General features: G+C 64.9%; 17 protein-coding genes. 7 read left to right on the top strand and 10 right to left on the bottom strand.

What is annotated here, in order from left to right:
* Nucleotides 1-95 precede the first annotated feature (95 nt).
* Nucleotides 96-1235, top strand: coding sequence for an efflux RND transporter periplasmic adaptor subunit (locus C6571_RS00910; RefSeq protein WP_106445032.1), 1140 nt, complete (start codon nucleotides 96-98; stop codon nucleotides 1233-1235).
* A 9-nt stretch (nucleotides 1236-1244) separates the two neighbouring features.
* On the top strand, nucleotides 1245-4364 hold the full coding sequence (locus tag C6571_RS00905; RefSeq protein ID WP_106445031.1) for an efflux RND transporter permease subunit: 3120 nt from the start codon (nucleotides 1245-1247) through the stop codon (nucleotides 4362-4364).
* A gap of 106 nt (nucleotides 4365-4470) precedes the next feature.
* Here C6571_RS00905 and C6571_RS00900 read toward each other — a convergent pair whose 3' ends face one another.
* Nucleotides 4471-4797, bottom strand: coding sequence for a thioredoxin family protein (locus C6571_RS00900; RefSeq protein ID WP_106445030.1), 327 nt, complete (start codon nucleotides 4795-4797; stop codon nucleotides 4471-4473).
* A 188-nt stretch (nucleotides 4798-4985) separates the two neighbouring features.
* On the opposite strand from C6571_RS00900, the gene C6571_RS00895 reads away from it, so the two are divergent.
* Complete coding sequence (locus tag C6571_RS00895; RefSeq protein ID WP_106445029.1) at nucleotides 4986-6569, top strand: AMP-binding protein; 1584 nt, start codon at nucleotides 4986-4988, stop codon at nucleotides 6567-6569.
* A gap of 31 nt (nucleotides 6570-6600) precedes the next feature.
* Complete coding sequence (locus C6571_RS00890) at nucleotides 6601-7362, top strand: enoyl-CoA hydratase/isomerase family protein (RefSeq protein WP_106445028.1); 762 nt, start codon at nucleotides 6601-6603, stop codon at nucleotides 7360-7362.
* Nucleotides 7363-7395: 33 nt separating this feature from the next.
* Here C6571_RS00890 and moeA read toward each other — a convergent pair whose 3' ends face one another.
* The 4 genes from moeA to C6571_RS00870 all read right to left on the bottom strand — a co-directional run bounded on the left by moeA (nucleotide 7396) and on the right by C6571_RS00870 (nucleotide 11461).
* Nucleotides 7396-8751: a molybdopterin molybdotransferase MoeA gene (moeA, locus tag C6571_RS00885; RefSeq protein ID WP_106447955.1), complete on the bottom strand. Its 1356-nt coding sequence runs from the start codon at nucleotides 8749-8751 to the stop codon at nucleotides 7396-7398.
* A 19-nt stretch (nucleotides 8752-8770) separates the two neighbouring features.
* On the bottom strand, nucleotides 8771-9403 hold the full coding sequence (gene mobA, locus C6571_RS00880) for a molybdenum cofactor guanylyltransferase MobA (protein WP_106445027.1): 633 nt from the start codon (nucleotides 9401-9403) through the stop codon (nucleotides 8771-8773).
* A 76-nt stretch (nucleotides 9404-9479) separates the two neighbouring features.
* Nucleotides 9480-10622 (bottom strand): GTP 3',8-cyclase MoaA, encoded by a 1143-nt coding sequence (gene moaA / locus C6571_RS00875; protein WP_106445026.1) that lies wholly within the window; start codon nucleotides 10620-10622, stop codon nucleotides 9480-9482.
* A gap of 68 nt (nucleotides 10623-10690) precedes the next feature.
* On the bottom strand, nucleotides 10691-11461 hold the full coding sequence (locus C6571_RS00870) for an SDR family oxidoreductase (protein ID WP_106445025.1): 771 nt from the start codon (nucleotides 11459-11461) through the stop codon (nucleotides 10691-10693).
* A 231-nt stretch (nucleotides 11462-11692) separates the two neighbouring features.
* On the opposite strand from C6571_RS00870, the gene C6571_RS00865 reads away from it, so the two are divergent.
* Entirely contained in the window at nucleotides 11693-12466 is a 774-nt protein-coding gene (locus C6571_RS00865; RefSeq protein ID WP_245901343.1) for a type IV pili methyl-accepting chemotaxis transducer N-terminal domain-containing protein, read from the top strand.
* Between the two features lie 4 nt (nucleotides 12467-12470).
* On the opposite strand, the gene C6571_RS00860 is transcribed toward C6571_RS00865, so the two are convergent.
* The 5 genes from C6571_RS00860 to C6571_RS00840 all read right to left on the bottom strand — a co-directional run bounded on the left by C6571_RS00860 (nucleotide 12471) and on the right by C6571_RS00840 (nucleotide 16957).
* Nucleotides 12471-13904, bottom strand: a complete 1434-nt coding sequence (locus C6571_RS00860) for an aldehyde dehydrogenase family protein (RefSeq protein WP_106445023.1) — start codon at nucleotides 13902-13904, stop codon at nucleotides 12471-12473.
* Nucleotides 13905-14031: 127 nt separating this feature from the next.
* Nucleotides 14032-15372: an argininosuccinate synthase gene (gene argG, locus C6571_RS00855; RefSeq protein ID WP_106445021.1), complete on the bottom strand. Its 1341-nt coding sequence runs from the start codon at nucleotides 15370-15372 to the stop codon at nucleotides 14032-14034.
* A 3-nt stretch (nucleotides 15373-15375) separates the two neighbouring features.
* Nucleotides 15376-15693: a pyrimidine/purine nucleoside phosphorylase gene (gene ppnP / locus C6571_RS00850; RefSeq protein WP_106445019.1), complete on the bottom strand. Its 318-nt coding sequence runs from the start codon at nucleotides 15691-15693 to the stop codon at nucleotides 15376-15378.
* A gap of 124 nt (nucleotides 15694-15817) precedes the next feature.
* On the bottom strand, nucleotides 15818-16471 hold the full coding sequence (locus tag C6571_RS00845) for a glycine zipper 2TM domain-containing protein (protein ID WP_106445017.1): 654 nt from the start codon (nucleotides 16469-16471) through the stop codon (nucleotides 15818-15820).
* 114 nt (nucleotides 16472-16585) lie between these two features.
* On the bottom strand, nucleotides 16586-16957 hold the full coding sequence (locus tag C6571_RS00840) for a Spx/MgsR family RNA polymerase-binding regulatory protein (protein ID WP_106445015.1): 372 nt from the start codon (nucleotides 16955-16957) through the stop codon (nucleotides 16586-16588).
* 48 nt (nucleotides 16958-17005) lie between these two features.
* Between C6571_RS00840 and folC the strand changes: the two genes are divergently transcribed.
* Nucleotides 17006-18364, top strand: coding sequence for a bifunctional tetrahydrofolate synthase/dihydrofolate synthase (gene folC / locus C6571_RS00835; RefSeq protein WP_106445013.1), 1359 nt, complete (start codon nucleotides 17006-17008; stop codon nucleotides 18362-18364).
* A 14-nt stretch (nucleotides 18365-18378) separates the two neighbouring features.
* Entirely contained in the window at nucleotides 18379-19197 is an 819-nt protein-coding gene (locus tag C6571_RS00830) for an SPOR domain-containing protein (protein ID WP_106445011.1), read from the top strand.
* The last annotated feature ends 11 nt before the right edge of the window (nucleotides 19198-19208 follow it).

The following is a 19208-nucleotide window of genomic DNA, read 5'->3' as shown; positions in this document are numbered from 1 at the left end:
TGCCCAGGAAAGAAGCCTTTGTGTCAGCAGATCAGCAAGTGCACTGCTACATTCAAAAGCTGTTTTTTAGAGGCGCTTTCCAGGGTCTATCTTCCATGGCTTCCAGAACGATGCATTTTGCGACTGCAGGTAGCGCACTGGCCGTTGCCGTTTTCGCGGCCTGGTGGCTGCAGCGACCTGCGCCCGCTTCACCAGACACCGCCGCGCGGCCCACCGCCGCAGCTGCGTCAGGGGGGCAGGCCAAACCAGCCAGCGTGGAAACAGCCGCAGTGCAACAGCGCGATCTGGCCCAAACCGTGCAGGCCGTAGGCAGCCTGCGCTCGCGCCGCAGCGTGGTTCTGCGGCCCGAGATCAGCGGACGGATTGTGAAATTGGGCTTTTCCGATGGCCAACGCGTGCACAAAGGCGCCTTGCTGGTGCAGCTCGACGACCAATTGCCGCGCGCGCAAGTGGCGCAGGCCCAGGCCGAATTGTCCATCGCCCGGGCCAATGACAAGCGCAACCGCGAGCTGGTGGCACAAGGCTTTGTCAGCCAGCGCGCACTCGATGAGAGCGCCGCCAGCGTGCAGGTGGCGCAGGCCAAGCTGGCGCTGGCCGAGGCCACTGCGGCGCGCTTGCGCATCCTGGCGCCGTTTGACGGCATTGCCGGCATTGGACAGTTGAGCGTCGGCGAATACATCAAGGACGGCGCCGACATCGTCAACATCGAAGACATGGACACCATGCTGGTCGACTTTCGCCTGCCCGAGCGTTACCAGAGCCTGGTGCGAGTGGGCCAGAGTGTGGCCTTGGCGCTGGATGCGCTTCCTGGAGCGCAATTCACGGCAGAAGTGCGCGCGCTGGACCCCCAGATCGACGCCAATGGCCGCTCACTGGCGGTGCGCGCGAGCCTCGCAAACCCGGCGCTGCGCCTGCGCCCGGGCATGTTTGCGCGCGTGTCGCTGGAGCTGGCGCGGCGCAGCGGCGCCTTGGTCGTGCCCGAGGAAGCCATTGTTCCGCAGAGCGAAGGCGCCATCGTGTTCAAGCTGGTGGCGGCTGCCGACGGCAGCAGCGTGGCACAGCGCGTGCCGGTGGTGCTCGGGCTGCGCGGCGACGGTTTTGTCGAAGTGACGCAGGGCCTGGCGGTGGGCGATGTGGTGGTCACCGCCGGCCAGCAGCGGTTGCAGAAGGACGCCACACGGGTCCGCGTGGCCGATGCCGCCGCCCGTCCGGCAGAGCGCGCCGCCAGTCGCTGAGCCTTCGCCATGCAAATTGCTGAAATGTCCATCCGCCGGCCGGTGCTGGCCACCGTGCTCTCGCTGCTGGTGCTGCTTGTCGGCGCTGTCAGCTTCACGCGCCTGTCGGTGCGCGAATACCCCAAGATCGACGAGCCCGTGGTCACCGTGCGCGTCAACTACGCGGGCGCGTCTGCTGAGGTGATGGAGTCGCAGGTCACCAAACCGCTGGAAGATTCCATTGCCGGAATCGATGCGGTGGATGTGATCACCTCGATCAGCCGCGCCGAACAAAGCCAGATCAGCGTGCGTTTCCGCTTGGAAAAAGACGCCGACAACGCGGCGGCAGAGGTCCGTGACCGCACCGCACGGGTGCGCAACCGCCTGCCGGACGCAGTGGACGAGCCGGTCATTGCCAAGGTCGAGGCCGACGCATTTCCCGTGATGTGGCTGGCTTTCAGCAGCGATTCGCGCAGCCCGCTGGAGATCAACGAGCTGCTCAACCGCATCGTCAAGCCGCGCCTGCAGACGGTGACTGGCGTGGCCGATGTGCCCATTTATGGCGAGCGGCGGTACGCCATGCGGGTGTGGCTGGACCCGCAGCGCCTGGCCGCTTACGGGCTGACGACGCAGGACGTGGAGGACGCCATCCGCCGCGCCAACCTGGAGTTGCCCGCCGGGCGGATTGAATCGGACCAGCGCGAATTCAGCGTCACCTCGCAGACCGACTTGCAGCGGCCCGAGCAGTTCGGTGCCATCGTGCTGCGCCGGGCGAACGGTTTTGCCGTGCGCCTGTCCGACGTGGCCAGAGTCGAAGAGGGGCCGGCCAGCGAACGCAGCCGGGTGCGCATCAACGGCCGTTCCGCGATTTCCGTCGGCGTGGTGCGCCAAGCCACAGCCAACCCGCTGGAGCTGTCGGCTGGCGTGCGCGCCATGCTGCCCATTCTCAAGGCCGATCTGCCGGCAGATATCGGTATCGATATCGCCAACGACAACTCGGTGTTCATCGACCGATCGGTCAAGAGCGTCTACACCACCATTGCAGAGGCTGTGCTGCTGGTGGCCGTGGTCATCTTTGTCTTCTTGCGCACGCTGCGTGCGTCCATCATTCCTCTGGTGACGATCCCCGTGAGCCTGGTGGGCAGCTTTGCGCTGATGCAGCTGGCGGGCTTTTCCATCAACACCCTGACGCTCCTGGCGCTGGTGCTGGCGATCGGTCTGGTCGTGGACGATTCCATCGTCATGCTGGAGAACATCTTTCGCCATATCGAGGAGGGCATGGCGCCGTTTGCGGCCGCAATTCGTGGCGCGCGCGAAATTGGCTTTGCCATCGTCGCCATGACGCTGACGCTGGTGGCGGTCTATGCGCCGCTGGCCTTCACCCCCGGGCGCACCGGGCGTTTGTTTGTCGAGTTTGCGCTGGCGCTGGCCGGCGCCGTGGTGGTCTCGGGTTTTGTCGCGCTTACCCTCACGCCCATGCTGTGTTCGCTGCTGCTGCGCCACAACCCCAAGCCGCACTGGTTCGACCGCAGCATGGAACGCTGGCTCACCGGCCTGTCGAACGCGTACGCACGCCTGCTGCGTTGGGTGTTGACGGCGCGTGTGGGCGCCGCCGGGAGCGTGCGCGCTGCGGTGTTGCAGGCGCGTTGGCTCGTGATTGGGGTGATGCTGCTGTGCGCCGTGGTGATTGCGCTGGTATTGCCGCGCATGAAGCAGGAGCTCTCGCCGCTGGAAGACCGGGGCACCATCCTGGCCGTGGTCAACGCGCCGGACGGATCGACCCTGGACTACACCAACCGCTACGCGCTGGCGCTGGAAAAAATTGGCCGCGACTACCCCGAGTTCGACCGCATTTACGCCAGCATTGGCAACCCCACGGTGTCGCAGGGCAGCGTCATCTTTCGCACTGTGGATTGGGAGAAACGCGAGCGCAGCACCTTGGCCCTGGCGCGGGAGATGCAGCCCCGCCTGGCCAGCCTCGCCGGGGTGAATGCCTTTCCCATCACCCCTGCGTCGCTCGGCCAGGGGTTTCGCTCGCGACCGCTCGAATATGTGATTCAAACCTCGGAAAGCTATGAAAAACTCAGTGCGGTAGCTGGGCAATTCTTGGCCGAGATGGCTAAGAATCCGGGGATTGTCTCGCCCGATGTGGACTTGCGCCTCAACAAACCCGAGCTGCGCCTGGACGTCAACCGGGAGCGCGCGGCCGATCTGGGCGTGAATGTGGATGCGGTTGCGCGTGCCATCGAAACCATGCTCGGTGGGCGCACAGTGACGCGCTACAAGCGGGACGCCGAACAGTACGACGTCATTGTGCAGACCGAGGGCAGCGCGCGCAGCACCCCCCAAGCCATCGACGCCATCAACGTGCGTGGGCGCGGCGACACCATGGTGCCCTTGTCGTCCCTGGTCACGGTGCGTGAAGGCGTGAGTCCGCGCGAGCTGAACCACTTCGGCCAGCGCCGCTCGGTCACCATCACGGCGAACCTCTCGCCCGACTATTCTCTGGGCCAGGCGCTCGCCTTCATGGACCAGACCGCCAGGCAGGTGCTCCAGCCCGGCTACACCACCGAGCTGAACGGAACTTCGCGCGAGTTCCGCAGCTCCCAGGGTGCGCTGGGCGTGGTCTTCGTGCTCGCACTGGTCTTTATTTTTCTGGTGCTGGCCGCGCAGTTCGAGAGCTTTGTCGACCCGCTGGTGATTCTCTTGTCGGTACCGCTCTCGATGACCGGCGCGCTGCTGGCCCTGCAGTGGAGCGGGGGCTCGCTCAACGTCTATTCGCAGATCGGCCTGATCACCCTGGTGGGCTTGATCACCAAGCACGGCATCTTGATCGTGGAATTCACCAACCAGTTGCGCGAACAAGGTGTGGAGATGCTCGATGCGCTGGTGAAGGCGTCGGCGCAGCGCTTGCGCCCGATTCTGATGACCACCGGCGCCATGGTGCTGGGCGCGCTGCCGCTGGCGCTGGCGCGCGGCGCAGGCGCCGAGACGCGCACGCAGATCGGCTGGGTGATCGTCGGGGGCATGCTTCTGGGCACGCTGCTGACGGTGTTCGTCGTGCCCACCATGTACGCCTTGCTGGCGCGGCGTACGGTGCCCGGCGCTCGGCAGGACGCCGTGCAGCCGGCACTCGGTTCCGTTCACTGAAGCTATTGTTTTAATAGCTGTTTGCGCTTATGGATAAAGCGCTAGAGGCCTTTTTTTATCAAAATTCTCTGTGTGCGGCAAGCTGGACTGCGGTGCTTCCCAGCGCTCAGCGGCTTAGCGCGCCCAGCGCCTCTTCGATGGCCTGGACCGACTGGGGCCGCACCAGGCGGGCCACCTCGTTGCCGCCGCGCAGGAACACCAGCGTGGGCCAGAGCTTGACGCCATAGCTGCGGCCCAGCGGCCGGCCTTTGCCGTCTTCCACCTTTGTGTGCGCGATTTCGGGATGGTCTTGCAGCGCCTGCTCGATCAGCGGCTGCGCCGCCTGGCAGTGGCTGCACCAGGGTGTGCCAAATTCCAGCACGGTGGGGTCGGCCAGGGCGTCGATTTCGGCGCGGCTGGGCTCGGTGGCGAGGTGTTTTGCGGTAAAGGGCATGCCTGGATCCTGCGAAAAAAAGAAATTGCATCAGAGGGTAGCCGATGGCCCGCCCCGGCAGGGTGGGAGCCCGGCGCGCCAGGCCGTCCCGCTGAGTGTCCCCCAGCCAGCGCCCGTGGGCATCTGGCTGGGTGGACTTCGGGCTACGATAGCCTCGACCTCCTCACTCATCCGCCCTCGGACAGACCATGATCGATGATTTTTGTGCTTCGCTCGGCGAGGAACTGCGCAAAGCGGCGGCGCAGGCGCCGCATCGGCCATTTGTCCGCATGGCAGCCGGTGAGTGGAGCTACAGCCAGTTCGACGCTGAAACCGACCGCCTTGCCGCCGGCTTGCATGCGCAGGGCGTGCGGCGCGGCGACAACGTCAGCTTGATGCTGCCCAACTGCATTGAACTGGCGCTTCTGTGGTTTGCATTGTCCAAGCTGGGCGCAGCTGCAGCGCCAGTGAACACCTCGTTTCGCGGTCCCGTGCTGGCCGATGCGGTGAACCTGGTGCAAAGCCGTGTTGCGGTGGTGCATGCCGATCTGCTGGAGGCCTGGCAGCAGGTACGCGGTGGCCTGGTGAGCGTATCTCAGGTGTTTCTGCTGGGCGCGGCGCAACCACCCTTCCCCGGCTGCGAGCCCTATGAGCGGCTGCGCAGCGTGCAGCCCGACAGCGAAACGCTGCCCCGGCCGCAGGTGGGTTTCGAGGAAACCTGTTTGCTGCTCTATACGTCGGGCACCACGGGCCGCTCCAAGGCCGCCATGATCGCGCACCGGTTTGTCCTGGCCCAGGCGCGCGGCTTCATCAAAGGGCTGGAACTGCGCCCGGACGATGTGCTGTATTGCCCGTATCCAATGTTTCACCTCGACGCCACGGTCCTCACCATTGCCCCGGCGCTGCTGCTGCGCTCGGTCGCGGCGCTGGGCGAGCGCTTCAGTGTCTCGCGCTACTGGGAAGAGGTGCGCACCCTGGAGGCCACGGTGTTTGACTTCATGGGCGCCACCATCACCATGCTGTGGAAGCAGCCCCCTGCGGCGCACGACCGCGACCATCGCGCGCGCCTGGGTTGGGGTGTCCCGCTGCCCAGCTTCACGCCGGAATTCGAAGCGCGTTTTGGCTGCCGGCTGGTGGAGATGTATGGATCGACCGAGGTGGGTGCGGCCATGTTCACGCCGCTGGACGCCCCGCGCCGCATGGGCTCGTGCGGAAAGCTCGCTGAGGGATTCACGGCCCGTCTGGTGGACGAACAGGGCTTCGAGGTTGCTGTGGGACAGATTGGCGAGTTGTTGGTGCGGCCCGAGCAGCCTGCGCTGTTGATGCAGGGCTATTACGGCATGCCCGAGGCGACACTTGCCGCGTTCAAGGACCTGTGGTTCCATACCGGCGACGCAATGCGCCAGGACGAAGACGGCTACATGTACTTCGTCGGGCGGCGCAAGGACATGGTGCGCCGGCGCGGCGAGAACATCTCCAGCGCCGAAGTGGAAATGGGCATTGAAGCGCACCCGGAGGTGCTCGAATGCGCCGTATACGGCGTCCCCAGTGAGCTGACCGAAGAGGAAGTCATGGCGAGCGTTGTGCTGAGGCCTGGGGCTTCGCTCACGGAATCTGCATTGGCGGCGCATTGCGCGGCGCGAATGGCGCGCTTCATGGTTCCACGCTACCTGCGTTTTCTTCCGGCGCTGCCCAAAACGCCGACCGACAAGGTGGAAAAATTCCGCCTCAAGGAAGAGGGCGTTGTGCCAGGCACCTGGGATCGGGAGGCGCCACCAAGTGGCCCCGCCTGAGTCGTTTTGTCGTTGTTTTCAGGAGTTTTCCATGGCCTTTGCCACCCACGCCATTCACGGCGCCGTCAGTCTTGTCACGCTGGAGCGGCCCGAGCGCCTGAATGCCATTGGCGCAGCCTTGCTGGTGGATCTGCACCAGGCCTTGCATGCCGCCCAAACAGAGCCGTCCACGCGCGCCATCGTCCTGACCGGCGCCGGCAGGGCGTTCTGCGCGGGGGACGACCTCAAGGAGTTTGCCGAGCAATCGGAAAGCGCGGAGGCCATCTCCCTGCATTGCGAGCGCATCCAGACCATTACGCGCGACATGATGTTCGGCCCCAAGCTGGTGGTTGGGGCGGTGCACGGCTATGCCGTCGGCGGCGGCTTTGAGTGGATGCTCAACTGCGACATGGTCGTGGCGGCCGACAGCCTGGTGTGCTTCTTCCCTGAAATGGCGCTGGGTCATTTCGTGACGGGCGCGGTGACCCATCTGCTGCCTCAGGCGCTGGGCCACCAGCGCACCATGGAACTCATTGTTCTGGGCGAGCGAAAAAGTGCGGACGACTTGGCGGCCCTTGGGCTGGTGAACCGCGTGGTCCCTGAGGACGAGATGCTGGCCTCCGCCATGGCGCTTGCAGCCGAGATTGCCACGCGCTCGCCGGGCGCGACATCGCGGCTCAAACGCGCTCTGGCTTCTGGCTTGGGGCCACGCATTGCCGACGCACTGGCGCTGGAGCACGCAGAAGCAGCGGCCTGCTTTGCGGACCCCGACACCGCACAGCGTGTGCAGGCCTTTGCTGAAAAGCGCCTCTAAGTGGCCCATGGCCACGAGACGTGGCGCGTGGCCTTACATCACGCCGTCAAACACCATGACCTCGACCGCATCGCCCGCAGCCACGTCGCCGCTGTCGTGCGGCAGAACGATCAAGCCGTTGGCCTGCACCATGGAGCTGAGCACGCCGGAGCCCTGGTTGCCGGTGACGCGTACTTCCAGCTGACCATCGGCTCCCATGCAGACCCGTCCGCGCTGGTATTCGGTGCGGCCGGGCTTTTTTCGGATGGACCCGGCGCTGCGCGCGCGCAGCAGCGGTGGGGCGGCGCGGGTTGAGCCCATCATGTGCAGCAGGGCGGGGCGGACAAAGGCCAGAAAGGCCACCATGACGGCCACGGGATTGCCGGGCAGACCAAAAAGAATGGCCTCACCTGTTAGATTATTGCTATTATATTGAGAGCTTATAGCGCTTATAGGATAAGCGCTAGAGGCCAATTTTGTCCATAATTTGTCGCGGGCAATGCGTCCGACGGCCATGGGCCGGCCGGGCCGCATGGCAATGCGCCAGAAGGCCACGTCACCGAGTTCGCGCATCATGCTGCGCGTGTGGTCGGCTTCGCCCACGCTCACGCCGCCGCTCGTGATCACGGCGTCGGCCTGGGCGGCGGCGCTGGCGAAGGCGGCGCGCAAACGCGTCGGTTCGTCGGGCACCACGCCCAGATCCACCAGCTCCACGCCCAGGCGGGTGAGCAGGCCCAGCAGGGTGTAGCGGTTGCTGTCGTACACCGCGCCTTCGCGCGGCGCGTCGCCCAGGCGCAGGATCTCGTCGCCGGTGGAAAACACGGCCACGCGCAGGCGCCGCCGCACCGAGACGCGGGGCAGCCCCAGGCTGGCCAGCAGGCCCAGCGCCGCAGGGCTGATGGGTTCGCCCGCCGCCAGCGCCACGGCGCCGCGCATCAGGTCTTCGCCGGCAAAGCGACGGTTGTCGCCCGCACGCAGCACATCGGGCGCGATGCGTATGAACTCACCCTCGGCCTGCGCCAGCTCCTGGGGCACGACGGTATCGAGCCCGTCCGGCATGATGGCGCCGGTCATGATGCGCACGCACTCGCCCGCCGCCACGGCGCCGCGCCAGGCGGCACCGGCAAAGGCCGGCGCGCCGACGACGCGCAGGCGCAGCGCCTGGCCCGCCTGCAGCTGCCCGCCAGCGAAGGCGTAGCCGTCCATGGCGGAGTTGTCGTGTGGCGGCACGCTGATGGGTGAGACCACATCGCTTGCCAGCACGCGCCCGAGCGCGGCGTGCAGCTCCACGGTTTCGCACTCTTGCACCGGCTGCACCAACTGCTCCAGAAACGCCGTCACCTGTGCGGCATGAAGGGCCTCTGGGTCGTAGCCTTGCAGGCGGGCGGCGATTTCGGCGATATTTTTCATGCAAAAAAGGCGGCTGGTTTCAGGGTTGGCCGCGCGACTCCAGTGCATGCAGCTCGGCCAGGGTGTTGGCGTTGAAGAAGGCGCTGGGGTCGTCGCCCGGTGTGTCAAACGGCACCAGGGCGCAGTGGTGCTGGCCGGTCCAGGCGTCTATTTTGCGCCTGCCGGCCTGGGTGAAGTGCACCAGGCTTTCCAATAAATCGACGCGCAGCAGGCAAAAAACGGGCTGCGCGCGCACGCGCATGCTGCCGTCGTCGCCCATCTCCGGCGCGGCGGCCATGGCAATGTCGGCCTGTTCGCGCTCGGCGGCATCGGCCAGGCGGCGAACCAGGTCGTGTGGAAACAGCGGTGTGTCGCAGGGAACAGTCAGCAGCCATGGGGTTTCGCAGCGCTCGAGCCCGGTGAGAAAGCCCGACAGCGGCCCCGCGTAGTCGCTGTCGGTGTCGGGCCAGACCGGGACGCCAAACGATTCGTAGGCCGCCAGATTGCGGTTGGCGTTGATCATCACGGTGCCCACCTGCACTTGCAGGCGCAATAGCGTGTGCAGCGCCAGCGGTACGCCGCGAAACGCCTGCAAGCCCTTGTCCACCCCACCCATGCGCGAGCCGCGCCCGCCGGCGAGCACCAGGCCGGTGATGTCCTGAGAATCGATCATGGAAATGTCCCTTGAAGGGCTTGGACCCGCTCGCAGCCGGTGTGGCGCCGCGTGCAAGAAAGTGGCGCGACGGGTCTCATCCGCCGATGTAGCTCATCTCGATGCGCCGCGGCCGTGCGCTTGCGTCGCCCGCCTCGGCAGGCAGGCTGGCGCGCAGTTCGGAATAGCGGTCGGCGCGGCCCTGCCAGATACTGGCAACAGCGCCTTGCAAGTCTTCGTCGCTGGCGCCGCCGCGCACCAGGGCGCGCAGATCGTAGCCCTGGCCGGCAAACAGGCACAGGTACATCCGCCCTTCTGTGGACAGGCGCGCGCGGTTGCAGCTGCCGCAAAACGCCTGCGTCACGCTGCTGATCACGCCCATCTCGCCCAGCGCGGGGTCGTAGTGGCCGGCTGCGTTCGCATAGCCCCAGCGCTCGGCCGTTTCGCCCGGTGCGCTGGCGCCCAGCTGCACCAGCGGCAGCGCGGCGCGCAGGCGCGCAATCAGCTCGCGCGACGGCAGCACTTCGTCCATGCGCCAGCCGTTGGTGGCGCCCACGTCCATGTATTCAATGAAGCGCAGCGTAATCCCGGTGCCGCGAAAATGCTGTGCCATGGGCAGGATTTCGTGCTCGTTGGTGCCACGCTTGACCACCATGTTGACCTTGGTTCCGGTCAAACCTGCGGCCTGCGCCGCGTCGATGCCAGCGAGCACCTCAGCCACCGGAAAATCCACGTCGTTCATGCGCCGGAACACCGCGTCGTCCAGGCCGTCGAGGCTGACCGTGACGCGGCTCAGACCCGCATCTTTCAGCACTTGTGCCTTGCGCGCCAGCAGCGAACCGTTGGTGGTCAGGGTCAGCTCCGGCGCCCGCCCGTCCACGGTGCGCAGCGCCGCCAGCTGCGCCACCAGCTCTTCCAGGTTTTTTCGCAGCAGCGGCTCGCCGCCCGTGAGGCGAATCTTGCGTACGCCATGCGCCAGAAATGCCGTTGCGAGTCGGGTGATTTCTTCAAACGTCAGCAATGCGCTGTGCGGCAGGTAGGCGTGTTCCTTGTCGAACACTTCCTTGGGCATGCAGTAGTTGCAGCGAAAGTTGCAGCGGTCCGTGACGCTGATGCGCAAGTCGCGCAGCGGCCGGCCCAGGGTGTCGGTCACGCGCCCCGCTTCGGTCACGGCAGCCCCCGTTGGAAGGGGCAGCGCGGCCACCCTGGCATCGACGAGAGGAATCACGCGTTCAGGCATGCACAGGATTATGCCGAGGGGTGGTTACCACCCGGTGGCCGTGGGTATGGCAGCAGCGCGGGGGGAGGCTAAACGCAGCGCCCGCCGTCCACCTCGATGCACACGCCGCTGACAAACGCGGCTTCGTCACTGGCCAGGTAGAGCGCGGCATTGGCGACATCCAGGGCCGTTGAGAAGCGCCCCAGTGGGATGGTGGTCAGGAATTTCGCGCGGCGCGCTTCATCCAGCGGTCCGCCGGCAAACTCGGCCGCCAGGCCGGTGTCGGGGTTGAACACGGGGTTGATGCAATTGACGCGAATGTTCTCGGGGCCGAGTTCGGCCGCCATGGATTTGCTGGTGGTGATCACCGCGCCCTTCGAGCCGTTGTACCAGGTCAGCCCCGGGCGTGGACGGATGCCCGCGGTGGAAGCGATGTTGATAAAGCTGCCGCTGCTGCCCCCAGGGTTGGCCCGCATGGCGGGCACGGCGTGGATGGCCGAGAGGTAGATGCTTTTGACGTTGATGGCATAGACCTTGTCGAATTCTTCCTCGCTCACCTCCAGCATAGGGCGGTTGCGGTGCGTCCAGCCGGCGTTGTTGACCACCACGTCCAGGCGGCCATGCTGCGCAACGGCCTGGGCCACCAGGGCTTGCACGTCGCCCGAGCGCGTGACATCGGCGCAAAAGAACTGCGCTTGTCCGCCCGCATCGCGAATGGCCAGAGCGACGCGTTCGCCCGCCGTGGGGTTGATGTCATTGACGACGACCTGCGCGCCCTCGGCCGCCAGGCGCCGGGCAATGCCTTCACCAATGCCGCTTCCGGCGCCGGTGACGATGATGGATTTGGCGGCAAGACGCATGGGGGATCCTTGTGCAATGGGTTGCGAAATGTGGGCGCAGGCAATGGCCTATTCTGGCGCGGAGCGCGCGGCCCGTGGTGTAAATGCTGCATGCAGCAGTTTCTTGATGCGTGTCAGTTTGCCGTGTGTGCACTGCAGCAAAATGGCGTTTCGGCCCAAACCGGGACCGTGGAGCCTGTTGTGACTTCGTTGACTTCTTGCCGTCGCCCCCGTGCCGCTACCCGCCGCGCCGTGGTCCAAACGCTCGCCGCTGCGCTGTTCCTGCCCGCCATGGGCGCAGCGCAGGCGCAAATTGCGGTCTCTACCGCCATCAACCGCATTGCCCGCTACCGCGCGCTGTCGCAGCGCATGGCCAAGGCCTATGTACAAATGCATCTGGGCGTGTTGCCAGACCAGGCAGCCAGTGTCATGGCTTCGGCCAAGAAACTGGTGCGCTCCGGTTTCGACGATCTGGCCAGCGTGCCCTGGCCGACCGAACTGGCGCGCCAGGTGGATGACGTGCACAAGTCGGTGGATGCTCTCGAAGCCCTGCTCGTCATGCCGCCCACCGCGCAATCGGTGGCGGCCGTGGCGGCGCAGGCCGACCGCATGCTGGCCGTCGCCAATGCCGCGACGGAGGCGTTTGAAAGATCGTCCAATGCTGCTACCGCGAAACTGGTGAACATTGCCGGCAGGCAGCGTGCACTGTCCCAGCGTCTGGCCAAGAACTACTTTCTTGTGGCGGCAGGCAGCGACGCAAAAGGCCCGCGCGAGCAACTATTGAGCGATGCCGATGAATTTCGAAAAGCCATGGCCACGCTCGCAGCCGCCCCGCTGTCCACACCGGCGATTCGCGACGAGCTGGCACTGGGCGATGGGCAGTGGGTGTTCTTCAGTTCGGCCCTGCAGCGCAAGGCCGATGCGCGTGGCCTTGCAGACGTGGCCACCACCAGCGAGCGCCTGCTGGAAGTCACCGACCGGCTCACTGGCCTGTACGACGCCGCGCTCAAGCAAGTGCTGGGCTGAAGAATCAGGCGTGGCGAATGGCCACCGTCTTGAGCGTGGTGAATCCATAGAGCGCTTCAAAGCCTTTTTCTCGGCCGTATCCTGATGATTTGACACCGCCAAAGGGCAGTTCCACGCCACCGCCCGCGCCGTAGTTGTTGATGAACACCTGGCCACATTGCAGGCGCCGCGCCACGCGCATCTGCCGTGCGCCGTCGCGTGTCCACACTCCGGCCACCAGACCAAATGCGGTGCCGTTGGCCAGTTTTACGGCATGGTCTTCGTCGTCAAACGCCATGGCGCAGAGCACCGGACCAAAGATTTCTTCTTGCGCCAGCCGGTGATCGGCGGGAACGTCGCGCAGCAGCACCGGGGCGACGTAAAAGCCGTCGGAAGGGGCCGTAGGCACCACGCTGCCTTGCGCCACGGTGGCAATGTCGGCGGCTTCGGCTTGCGCCAAAAAGTCCAGCACACGCTCTTTTTGCGTTGCGCGGATCAATGGGCCGACATCCAGATCCAAGGCGGCCGGCCCGGCGCGCAGCTTGGAAAAGAGGGTGCCCAGGCGTTCCAGCAAAGGTTCGTACAGGCTGCGCGCGACCAGCAGGCGCGAACCTGCCGAGCAGGTCTGACCGGCGTTTTGCACGATAGCGTTCACGATGGCGGGCAGCGCAGCGTCCAGGTCGGCGTCGGCAAAAACGATTTGCGGGCTCTTGCCGCCCAGCTCCAGGGTCACCGGACAATGGCGTTTGGCCGCAGCCTGGGCGATCAGTGTGCCCACGCTGGGGCTGCCAGTGAAGCTGATGTGATCGACGCCAGGGTGGTGGGCCAGCGCATCACCCACCTCATGTCCATAACCCGTGACGATGTTGATCGCGCCCGGCGGGAAACCGACCTCGGCCGCCAGCTGCGCCACGCGCAGCACCGACAGGCAGGCGTCTTCGGCAGGCTTGACCACGCAGGTATTGCCGGCGGCCAGCGCGCCGCCCACGCTGCGCCCAAAGATCTGCATCGGATAGTTCCATGGGATCACATGACCGGTGACGCCGTGGGGTTCCCGCCAGGTGAGCACGCTGGTGCCTTCCTGGTAAGGCAGGGTTTCGCCGTGCAGCTTGTCGCAGGCGCCGGCATAGAACTCGAAATAGCGCGCCAGTGCCAGGACGTCGGCACGCGCTTGGCGGGTGGGCTTGCCGCAGTCGCGCTGCTCCAGTCCAGCCAGCTCGGTGGCATGCTCGGTAACGGCGGCTGAGAGGCGCATGAGCAGCCGCCCCCGGTCGGCTGCCGCCATGGGGCGCCAGAGTGTCTCAAAGCAATGGCGCGCAGCGCGTACGGCGGTATCGATGTCGACTGCGTTGCTGCGCTGCAGGTGGTCGAAGACCTGACCGTTCGAGGGATCGATGACATCCAGCGTATGGCCACTGAGCGAGGGCCGCGCTTCATTGGCGATGAAATTGCTTTGCATGCGCCATTGTGCGGCCGGGAAAAAAAGCCGCAAGCATCCTGTGCCGCCATCGCGTTTTTCTGGGTAGATGGAAAGCGATAGGGAGACCGCTTCGCCTGCGGTACGAGTGCGGTGCGAAGGCGCGCTGCTACTTGGGTTCTTCGTTCGTCAATTGGGGCAAGGGCGAACCCTTGCCGAGGGTGAGCAGCCCCGCCTGCGCATAAATCCCCAGCTTGGCGCGCGTGTCCACGATGTCGAGGTTGCGCATGGTGAGCTGGCCGATGCGGTCCTGTGGGGAGAAGGGGGCGTCTTCCACTTTTTCCATCGACAGGCGCTCGGGGTGGTAGGTCAGGTTGGGGCTTTCCGTGTTGAGCAGCGAGTAGTCGTTGCCCCGGCGCAGCTCCAGTGTGACGGTGCCGGTCACAGCACGTGCGATCCAGCGCTGGGCACTCTCGCGCAGCATGATGGCCTGGGGGTCGAACCAGCGGCCCTGGTACAAGAGGCGCCCGAGCTTGAGGCCGTTCATGCGGTACTGCTCGATGGTGTCCTCGTTGTGGATGCCGGTCACCAGGCGCTCATAGGCGATGTGCAATAGCGCCAGGCCTGGGGCCTCGTAGATGCCGCGGCTCTTGGCCTCGATGATGCGGTTTTCGATCTGGTCGCTCATGCCCAGGCCGTGGCGGCCCCCGATGCGGTTGGCTTCGAGGATGAGCTCCACCGGGTCGCTGAACTCGATGCTGTTGAGCGCCACGGGCTGGCCTTCTTCAAAGCGCACCGAGACTTCTTCCGCCTTGACGGCCACGTCTTCCTTCCAGAAGGCCACGCCCATGATGGGGTTGACGATGCGGATGCCGCTGTTCAAAAACTCCAGGTCCTTGGCCTCGTGCGTGGCACCCAGCATGTTGCTGTCGGTGCTGTAGGCCTTCTCGGCGCTCATCTTGTAGCCAAAGCCGTGTTGCGTCATGAAGGCCGACATTTCGGCGCGGCCGCCCAGCTCGTCGATGAAGAGCTGGTCGAGCCAGGGCTTGTATATCTTGAGTGAGGGGTTGGTCAGCAGGCCGTAGCGGTAGAAGCGCTCGATGTCGTTGCCCTTGAAGGTGCTGCCGTCACCCCAGATGTTGACGTCGTCTTCCTTCATGGCGGCCACCAGCATGGTGCCGGTGACGGCGCGGCCCAGCGGCGTGGTGTTGAAATAGGTCAGTCCGCCGGTGCTGATGTGGAACGCACCGCACTGCAGCGCGGCAATGCCTTCGTGCGCCAGCTGGGTGCGGCAATCGACCAGACGGGCTATTTCGGCGCCATATTCCATGGCCTTGCGCGGAATGGCGTCGTAGTCGGGCTCGTCGGGCTGGCCCAGGTTGGCCGTGTAGGCGTAGGGCAGGGCACCTTTTTGCTTCATCCAGAGCAAGGCAGCGCTGGTGTCCAGGCCGCCGGAGAATGCGATACCGACCTTCTGGCCGATGGGGAGGTTTTGCAGAATGGTGGCCATGGTTCAGCCGTAGTGGCAGATGTAGTGAAAGGCGTCGCTGACGCGAATGTCGAACTGGCTGTTGCCCGGTACGCTGAACTGCTGACCGGCTTGGCAAGGGACCCAATCGGCCGAGTCTGCAAGCTTGTATTCGCAGGAACCGGCCACGCACTCCATGACTTCGGCGGCGTTGGTGCCAAAGCGTAGCGTTGCAGGCAGCACCACACCGACGGATTTCTTCGTGCCGTCCGGGAACGTGATGCCATGGCTGACGCACTTGCCGTCGAAATAGACGTTGGCCTGGGTGGTGACGGAGACGCCGTGGATTTGTTCGGTGGTCATGGAGTGGCGGGCATGGGCGCAAGCAGAAACAGAAGCGGGCGATTTTAGGCCACGAGGGAATGGGCAAGCCGCGCGCAACCTGCGCCAAGAAAAAAGGGCCCGACGGGCCCTTCGCTGTATTGGTTTAGCGCCAGTGCGGCCGGGGTGGCGGATAGGGGTAGTACGGGCGTTGGCCTTCGTAGCCATATTCAATCACGGTCACGCCGGGAGAAACCACGGGTGGCAGGGGCGCCGTGCTATAGGGCGAGCTGACCGCGCCACGTTGGCCGTAGCCGTCGTCGTCGTAGCGCTGGTAGTCACGCTGATAGTCGCGCTGGTCTTCGGGTTGCACGCGCAGCGCGATATAGCGTCCAGGATCGGTCTGGGTGCGCGTGGTGTAGCGCCTGCCTGCATATTCATACACCACGTCGTAGCCGGCCGTGCGGTTTTCGTAGGTGGTTTCGACGCCGCAGCGCTGCACGTTTTGGTACTCGGGGCGGCCATTGCCTTCGATGTGGTTGCCCAGAACGGCGCCGCCGATCACGCCAAGGGCCGTGGCGGCTGCGCGTCCTCCACCCTTGCCAATGGCATTTCCGGCTGCACCGCCGGCAATGGCCCCGAGCACAGCGCCGCCACCGCTGGTGCGCGGGCCGGTGTAGACCGTCTCGTTGCCGCAGACCTGCCGAGGCACCGCCACCTGTTCGATGATGGGGGTAACCGAAAGCACCCGTCCGCGTTCTTGCGCTACCGCCATCGCCGAGGCACTGGCCATCAAGGAAAACAACAAAATCTTCTTCATGGTGAAACCCTTTCAAAAGCGCATGTACAACGCGCCAAGGTGAGAGAAAGTTTATCCAGAGCCTGTCAACGGCGTGGCGGCCCACCGTAAATCTGCGTAAAGAAGTGTGCGAAATCAGTCGTTTGAAGGATTTTTGCTGCGTTTCTCCCAGTCTGTGGGGTCAAACCCCACGGTGACATCGCCGTTCGGCCACTCGACGACGGGCCGACGGATCGCGCTGGGATGCCTTAGCAGCACGGGCAAAGCCGTTGTTGTGCACGTCAGCGCTGCCTGCTCGGCTCGGTCCAACTGGCGCCAGGTGGTGCCTCTGCGGTTGACGAGTTCCTTGTCGCCCAGCGCCTGCAGCCAATGCGCCAGCGCTTGTGGAGGCACGCCGGACTTCTTGAAATCGTGGAATTCGTAGGGCACGGCTCGGCTGCTCAGCCAAGCGCGCGCCTTGCGCACCGTGTCGCAGTTGGAGATGCCGTAAAGCACAGGGTTTTTCATGGACCGATCATGGCCCAAACTGCGACTCGGAGGACAATCGCGCCCCGTATGCCAGCAACCCCACTCCTTACCCTTCAAGATTGGCTCGCCCACTGCGAGCGCATCCATCCACAGCAGATCGACATGGGCCTGGAGCGAGTGCGCGCAGTGGCCGAGCGGCTCCATCTGCGATTCGATTGCCCCGTGATCACGGTCGCTGGCACCAATGGCAAGGGTTCAACCTGCGCCATGATCGAGGCGGTGGCACTCCAGGCGGGCTATCGCACCGGCGTGTACACCTCGCCGCATCTGGTGCACTTTGAAGAGCGTTGTCGTATTCATGGCGAATCCGTCAGTGGTCCTGAATTAATAGCAAACTTTTCAGCTATAGAGAGCGCAAGGTGCCAAAATGGCCAAGAAATCTCGCTCAGCTACTTTGAATTCACGACGCTGGCCATCCTGCGCCTGATGAGTCTGGCCAAGCTGGATCTCGCCATTCTCGAAGTCGGGCTGGGCGGCCGCCTGGACGCCACGAATACCGTGGATGCCGATTGCGCAGTCATTACCAGCATCGATATCGACCACACCGAATACCTGGGCCTTGACCGGGAAAGCATAGGACGCGAGAAGGCGGGCATCATGCGCACTGGTCGCCCGGCCATCGTCTGCGACCCCATGCCGCCGCAGAGTGTGGTGGACCATGCACGCGAAATCGGTGCCGACCTCTGGCGTTTCGGCCATGATTTCAACTTCTCTGGCGACAAGCTGCAATGGAACTGGGCCGGAAGGGGGCGCCGCTATGCTGGCATGGCCTACCCGGCACTGCGCGGCGCCAACCAGCTGGTCAACGCCTCGGGGGCTCTGGCGGCGCTCGACGCTTTGCGTGATCGGATTCCTGTGACCGCGCAGGCGGTGCGCAATGGGCTCGGCATGGTCGAACTGGCTGGGCGTTTCCAGATCGTTCCCGGCGAGCCGACGCTGGTGCTTGACGTCGCGCACAACCCGCATGCTGTGGCGGCGCTTGCGGCCAACCTGGACGCGATGCGTTTTCATCCAACGACGCACGTCGTCTTCGGTGCCATGGCCGACAAAGACGTCAAAGGCATGCTGGCGCGAATTGGCTTTTTGGTAGACCGCTGGTATTTCACTGATTTGCCCACGACGCGTGCTGCCAGCGCTGCCGATCTCGCACAGCTCTGGGAGAGCGTGGCGGCCGGTCTGAGCAGACGAAAGGACATCCCGGTGAGCCTCCACGCAACGCCCCAGGAGGCGCTTGATGAGGCGGTGGCTGCAGCGGGTGCCGCTGATATAATCGTTGTTTTTGGCTCTTTCTACACGGTAGGCGGTGTCCTGGAGCATGGCACGCCCAAGTTGCAGGCCAAGCACCTTGGCTGGAGCACCAGCAAAAGCGGTGTGAGCAAGCCTTAGTTTTCTACCCATCCATGGCATTTTTCAAGATTCGCTGGCCCGGGCAACAAGCTGCAGAGGGCAAGCCTGCCAAGGTGTCAAGGGCAGTGCGCGGCGAAACTGTGGAAGTCATGCGCCGACGTGCCCGCCATCGTTTGATCGGCGCCGCCTTGCTGGTGCTGATTGGAGTGGTGGGTTTCCCGCTGGTGTTTGACACCCAGCCGCGCCCCATTCCGGTCGATACGCGCATCGAAATTCCGGACCGCGACAAGGTTGCTCCATTGGTTGTGCCGGCACCCCAGGCCGCAGCGGTGGCGTCGGTAGAGGCGTCCGCCGCAGCGCAGTCGGCTCCGGTCAAGCGCGAACCCGAGCCCAAAGTTGCCGCGGTGCCCCAGGAAAAAGCGCCCGTTGCTGCTGCTCCGGCTGCACCGCGCAAGGAAACTGCACCACCGGCTTTTGTAGAGGCACGCCCGCAGTCTGCCAAGCCCGAACCGATGCCGGCGCCACCTCCCGCTGTGGCGCCACTCAGCGAAGCCGAGCGCGCACGCGCCTTGCTTGAGGGACGCTCGGGCAAAACACCGGTAGTGGCTGCGGCTGCCCCGGCTGCCCTAGCTGCGGCAGGAGGTGAGCGTTTCATCGTTCAAGTGGGTGCTTTTTCCGACGAATCCAAGGTGCGCGAGGCTCGGCAGAAGCTCGAGCGTGCGGGCTTGACGACCTACACGCAGGTGGTTGAAACCAAAGACGGCAAGCGCACTCGGGTGCGGGTGGGGCCTTTCCAGGGGCGTGCCGAAGCGGAAAAGGCCACGGCCAAGATCAAAGGCCTTGGTTTGCCGGCGTCCATCCTGAGTCTGTGAGCGCGGCGCGA

The sequence above is a fragment of the Simplicispira suum genome (assembly GCF_003008595.1).
Classification (GTDB): domain Bacteria; phylum Pseudomonadota; class Gammaproteobacteria; order Burkholderiales; family Burkholderiaceae_C; genus Simplicispira; species Simplicispira suum.
The sequence above is the reverse complement of the archived record's forward strand: the minus strand, read 5'-3'. Positions and strand labels throughout refer to the sequence as shown.

Bases quoted from the DNA above. Each gene is read 5' to 3' on its own strand.
- C6571_RS00910 (WP_106445032.1), top strand. From the start codon at position 96: ATGGCTTCCAGAACGATGCATTTTGCGACTGCAGGTAGCGCACTGGCC.
- C6571_RS00905 (WP_106445031.1), top strand. From the start codon at position 1,245: ATGCAAATTGCTGAAATGTCCATCCGCCGGCCGGTGCTGGCCACCGTG.
- C6571_RS00900 (WP_106445030.1), bottom strand. From the start codon at position 4,797: ATGCCCTTTACCGCAAAACACCTCGCCACCGAGCCCAGCCGCGCCGAA.
- C6571_RS00895 (WP_106445029.1), top strand. From the start codon at position 4,986: ATGATCGATGATTTTTGTGCTTCGCTCGGCGAGGAACTGCGCAAAGCG.
- C6571_RS00890 (WP_106445028.1), top strand. From the start codon at position 6,601: ATGGCCTTTGCCACCCACGCCATTCACGGCGCCGTCAGTCTTGTCACG.
- moeA (WP_106447955.1), bottom strand. From the start codon at position 8,751: ATGAAAAATATCGCCGAAATCGCCGCCCGCCTGCAAGGCTACGACCCA.
- mobA (WP_106445027.1), bottom strand. From the start codon at position 9,403: ATGATCGATTCTCAGGACATCACCGGCCTGGTGCTCGCCGGCGGGCGC.
- moaA (WP_106445026.1), bottom strand. From the start codon at position 10,622: ATGCCTGAACGCGTGATTCCTCTCGTCGATGCCAGGGTGGCCGCGCTG.
- C6571_RS00870 (WP_106445025.1), bottom strand. From the start codon at position 11,461: ATGCGTCTTGCCGCCAAATCCATCATCGTCACCGGCGCCGGAAGCGGC.
- C6571_RS00860 (WP_106445023.1), bottom strand. From the start codon at position 13,904: ATGCAAAGCAATTTCATCGCCAATGAAGCGCGGCCCTCGCTCAGTGGC.
- argG (WP_106445021.1), bottom strand. From the start codon at position 15,372: ATGGCCACCATTCTGCAAAACCTCCCCATCGGCCAGAAGGTCGGTATC.
- ppnP (WP_106445019.1), bottom strand. From the start codon at position 15,693: ATGACCACCGAACAAATCCACGGCGTCTCCGTCACCACCCAGGCCAAC.
- C6571_RS00845 (WP_106445017.1), bottom strand. From the start codon at position 16,471: ATGAAGAAGATTTTGTTGTTTTCCTTGATGGCCAGTGCCTCGGCGATG.
- C6571_RS00840 (WP_106445015.1), bottom strand. From the start codon at position 16,957: ATGAAAAACCCTGTGCTTTACGGCATCTCCAACTGCGACACGGTGCGC.
- folC (WP_106445013.1), top strand. From the start codon at position 17,006: ATGCCAGCAACCCCACTCCTTACCCTTCAAGATTGGCTCGCCCACTGC.
- C6571_RS00830 (WP_106445011.1), top strand. From the start codon at position 18,379: ATGGCATTTTTCAAGATTCGCTGGCCCGGGCAACAAGCTGCAGAGGGC.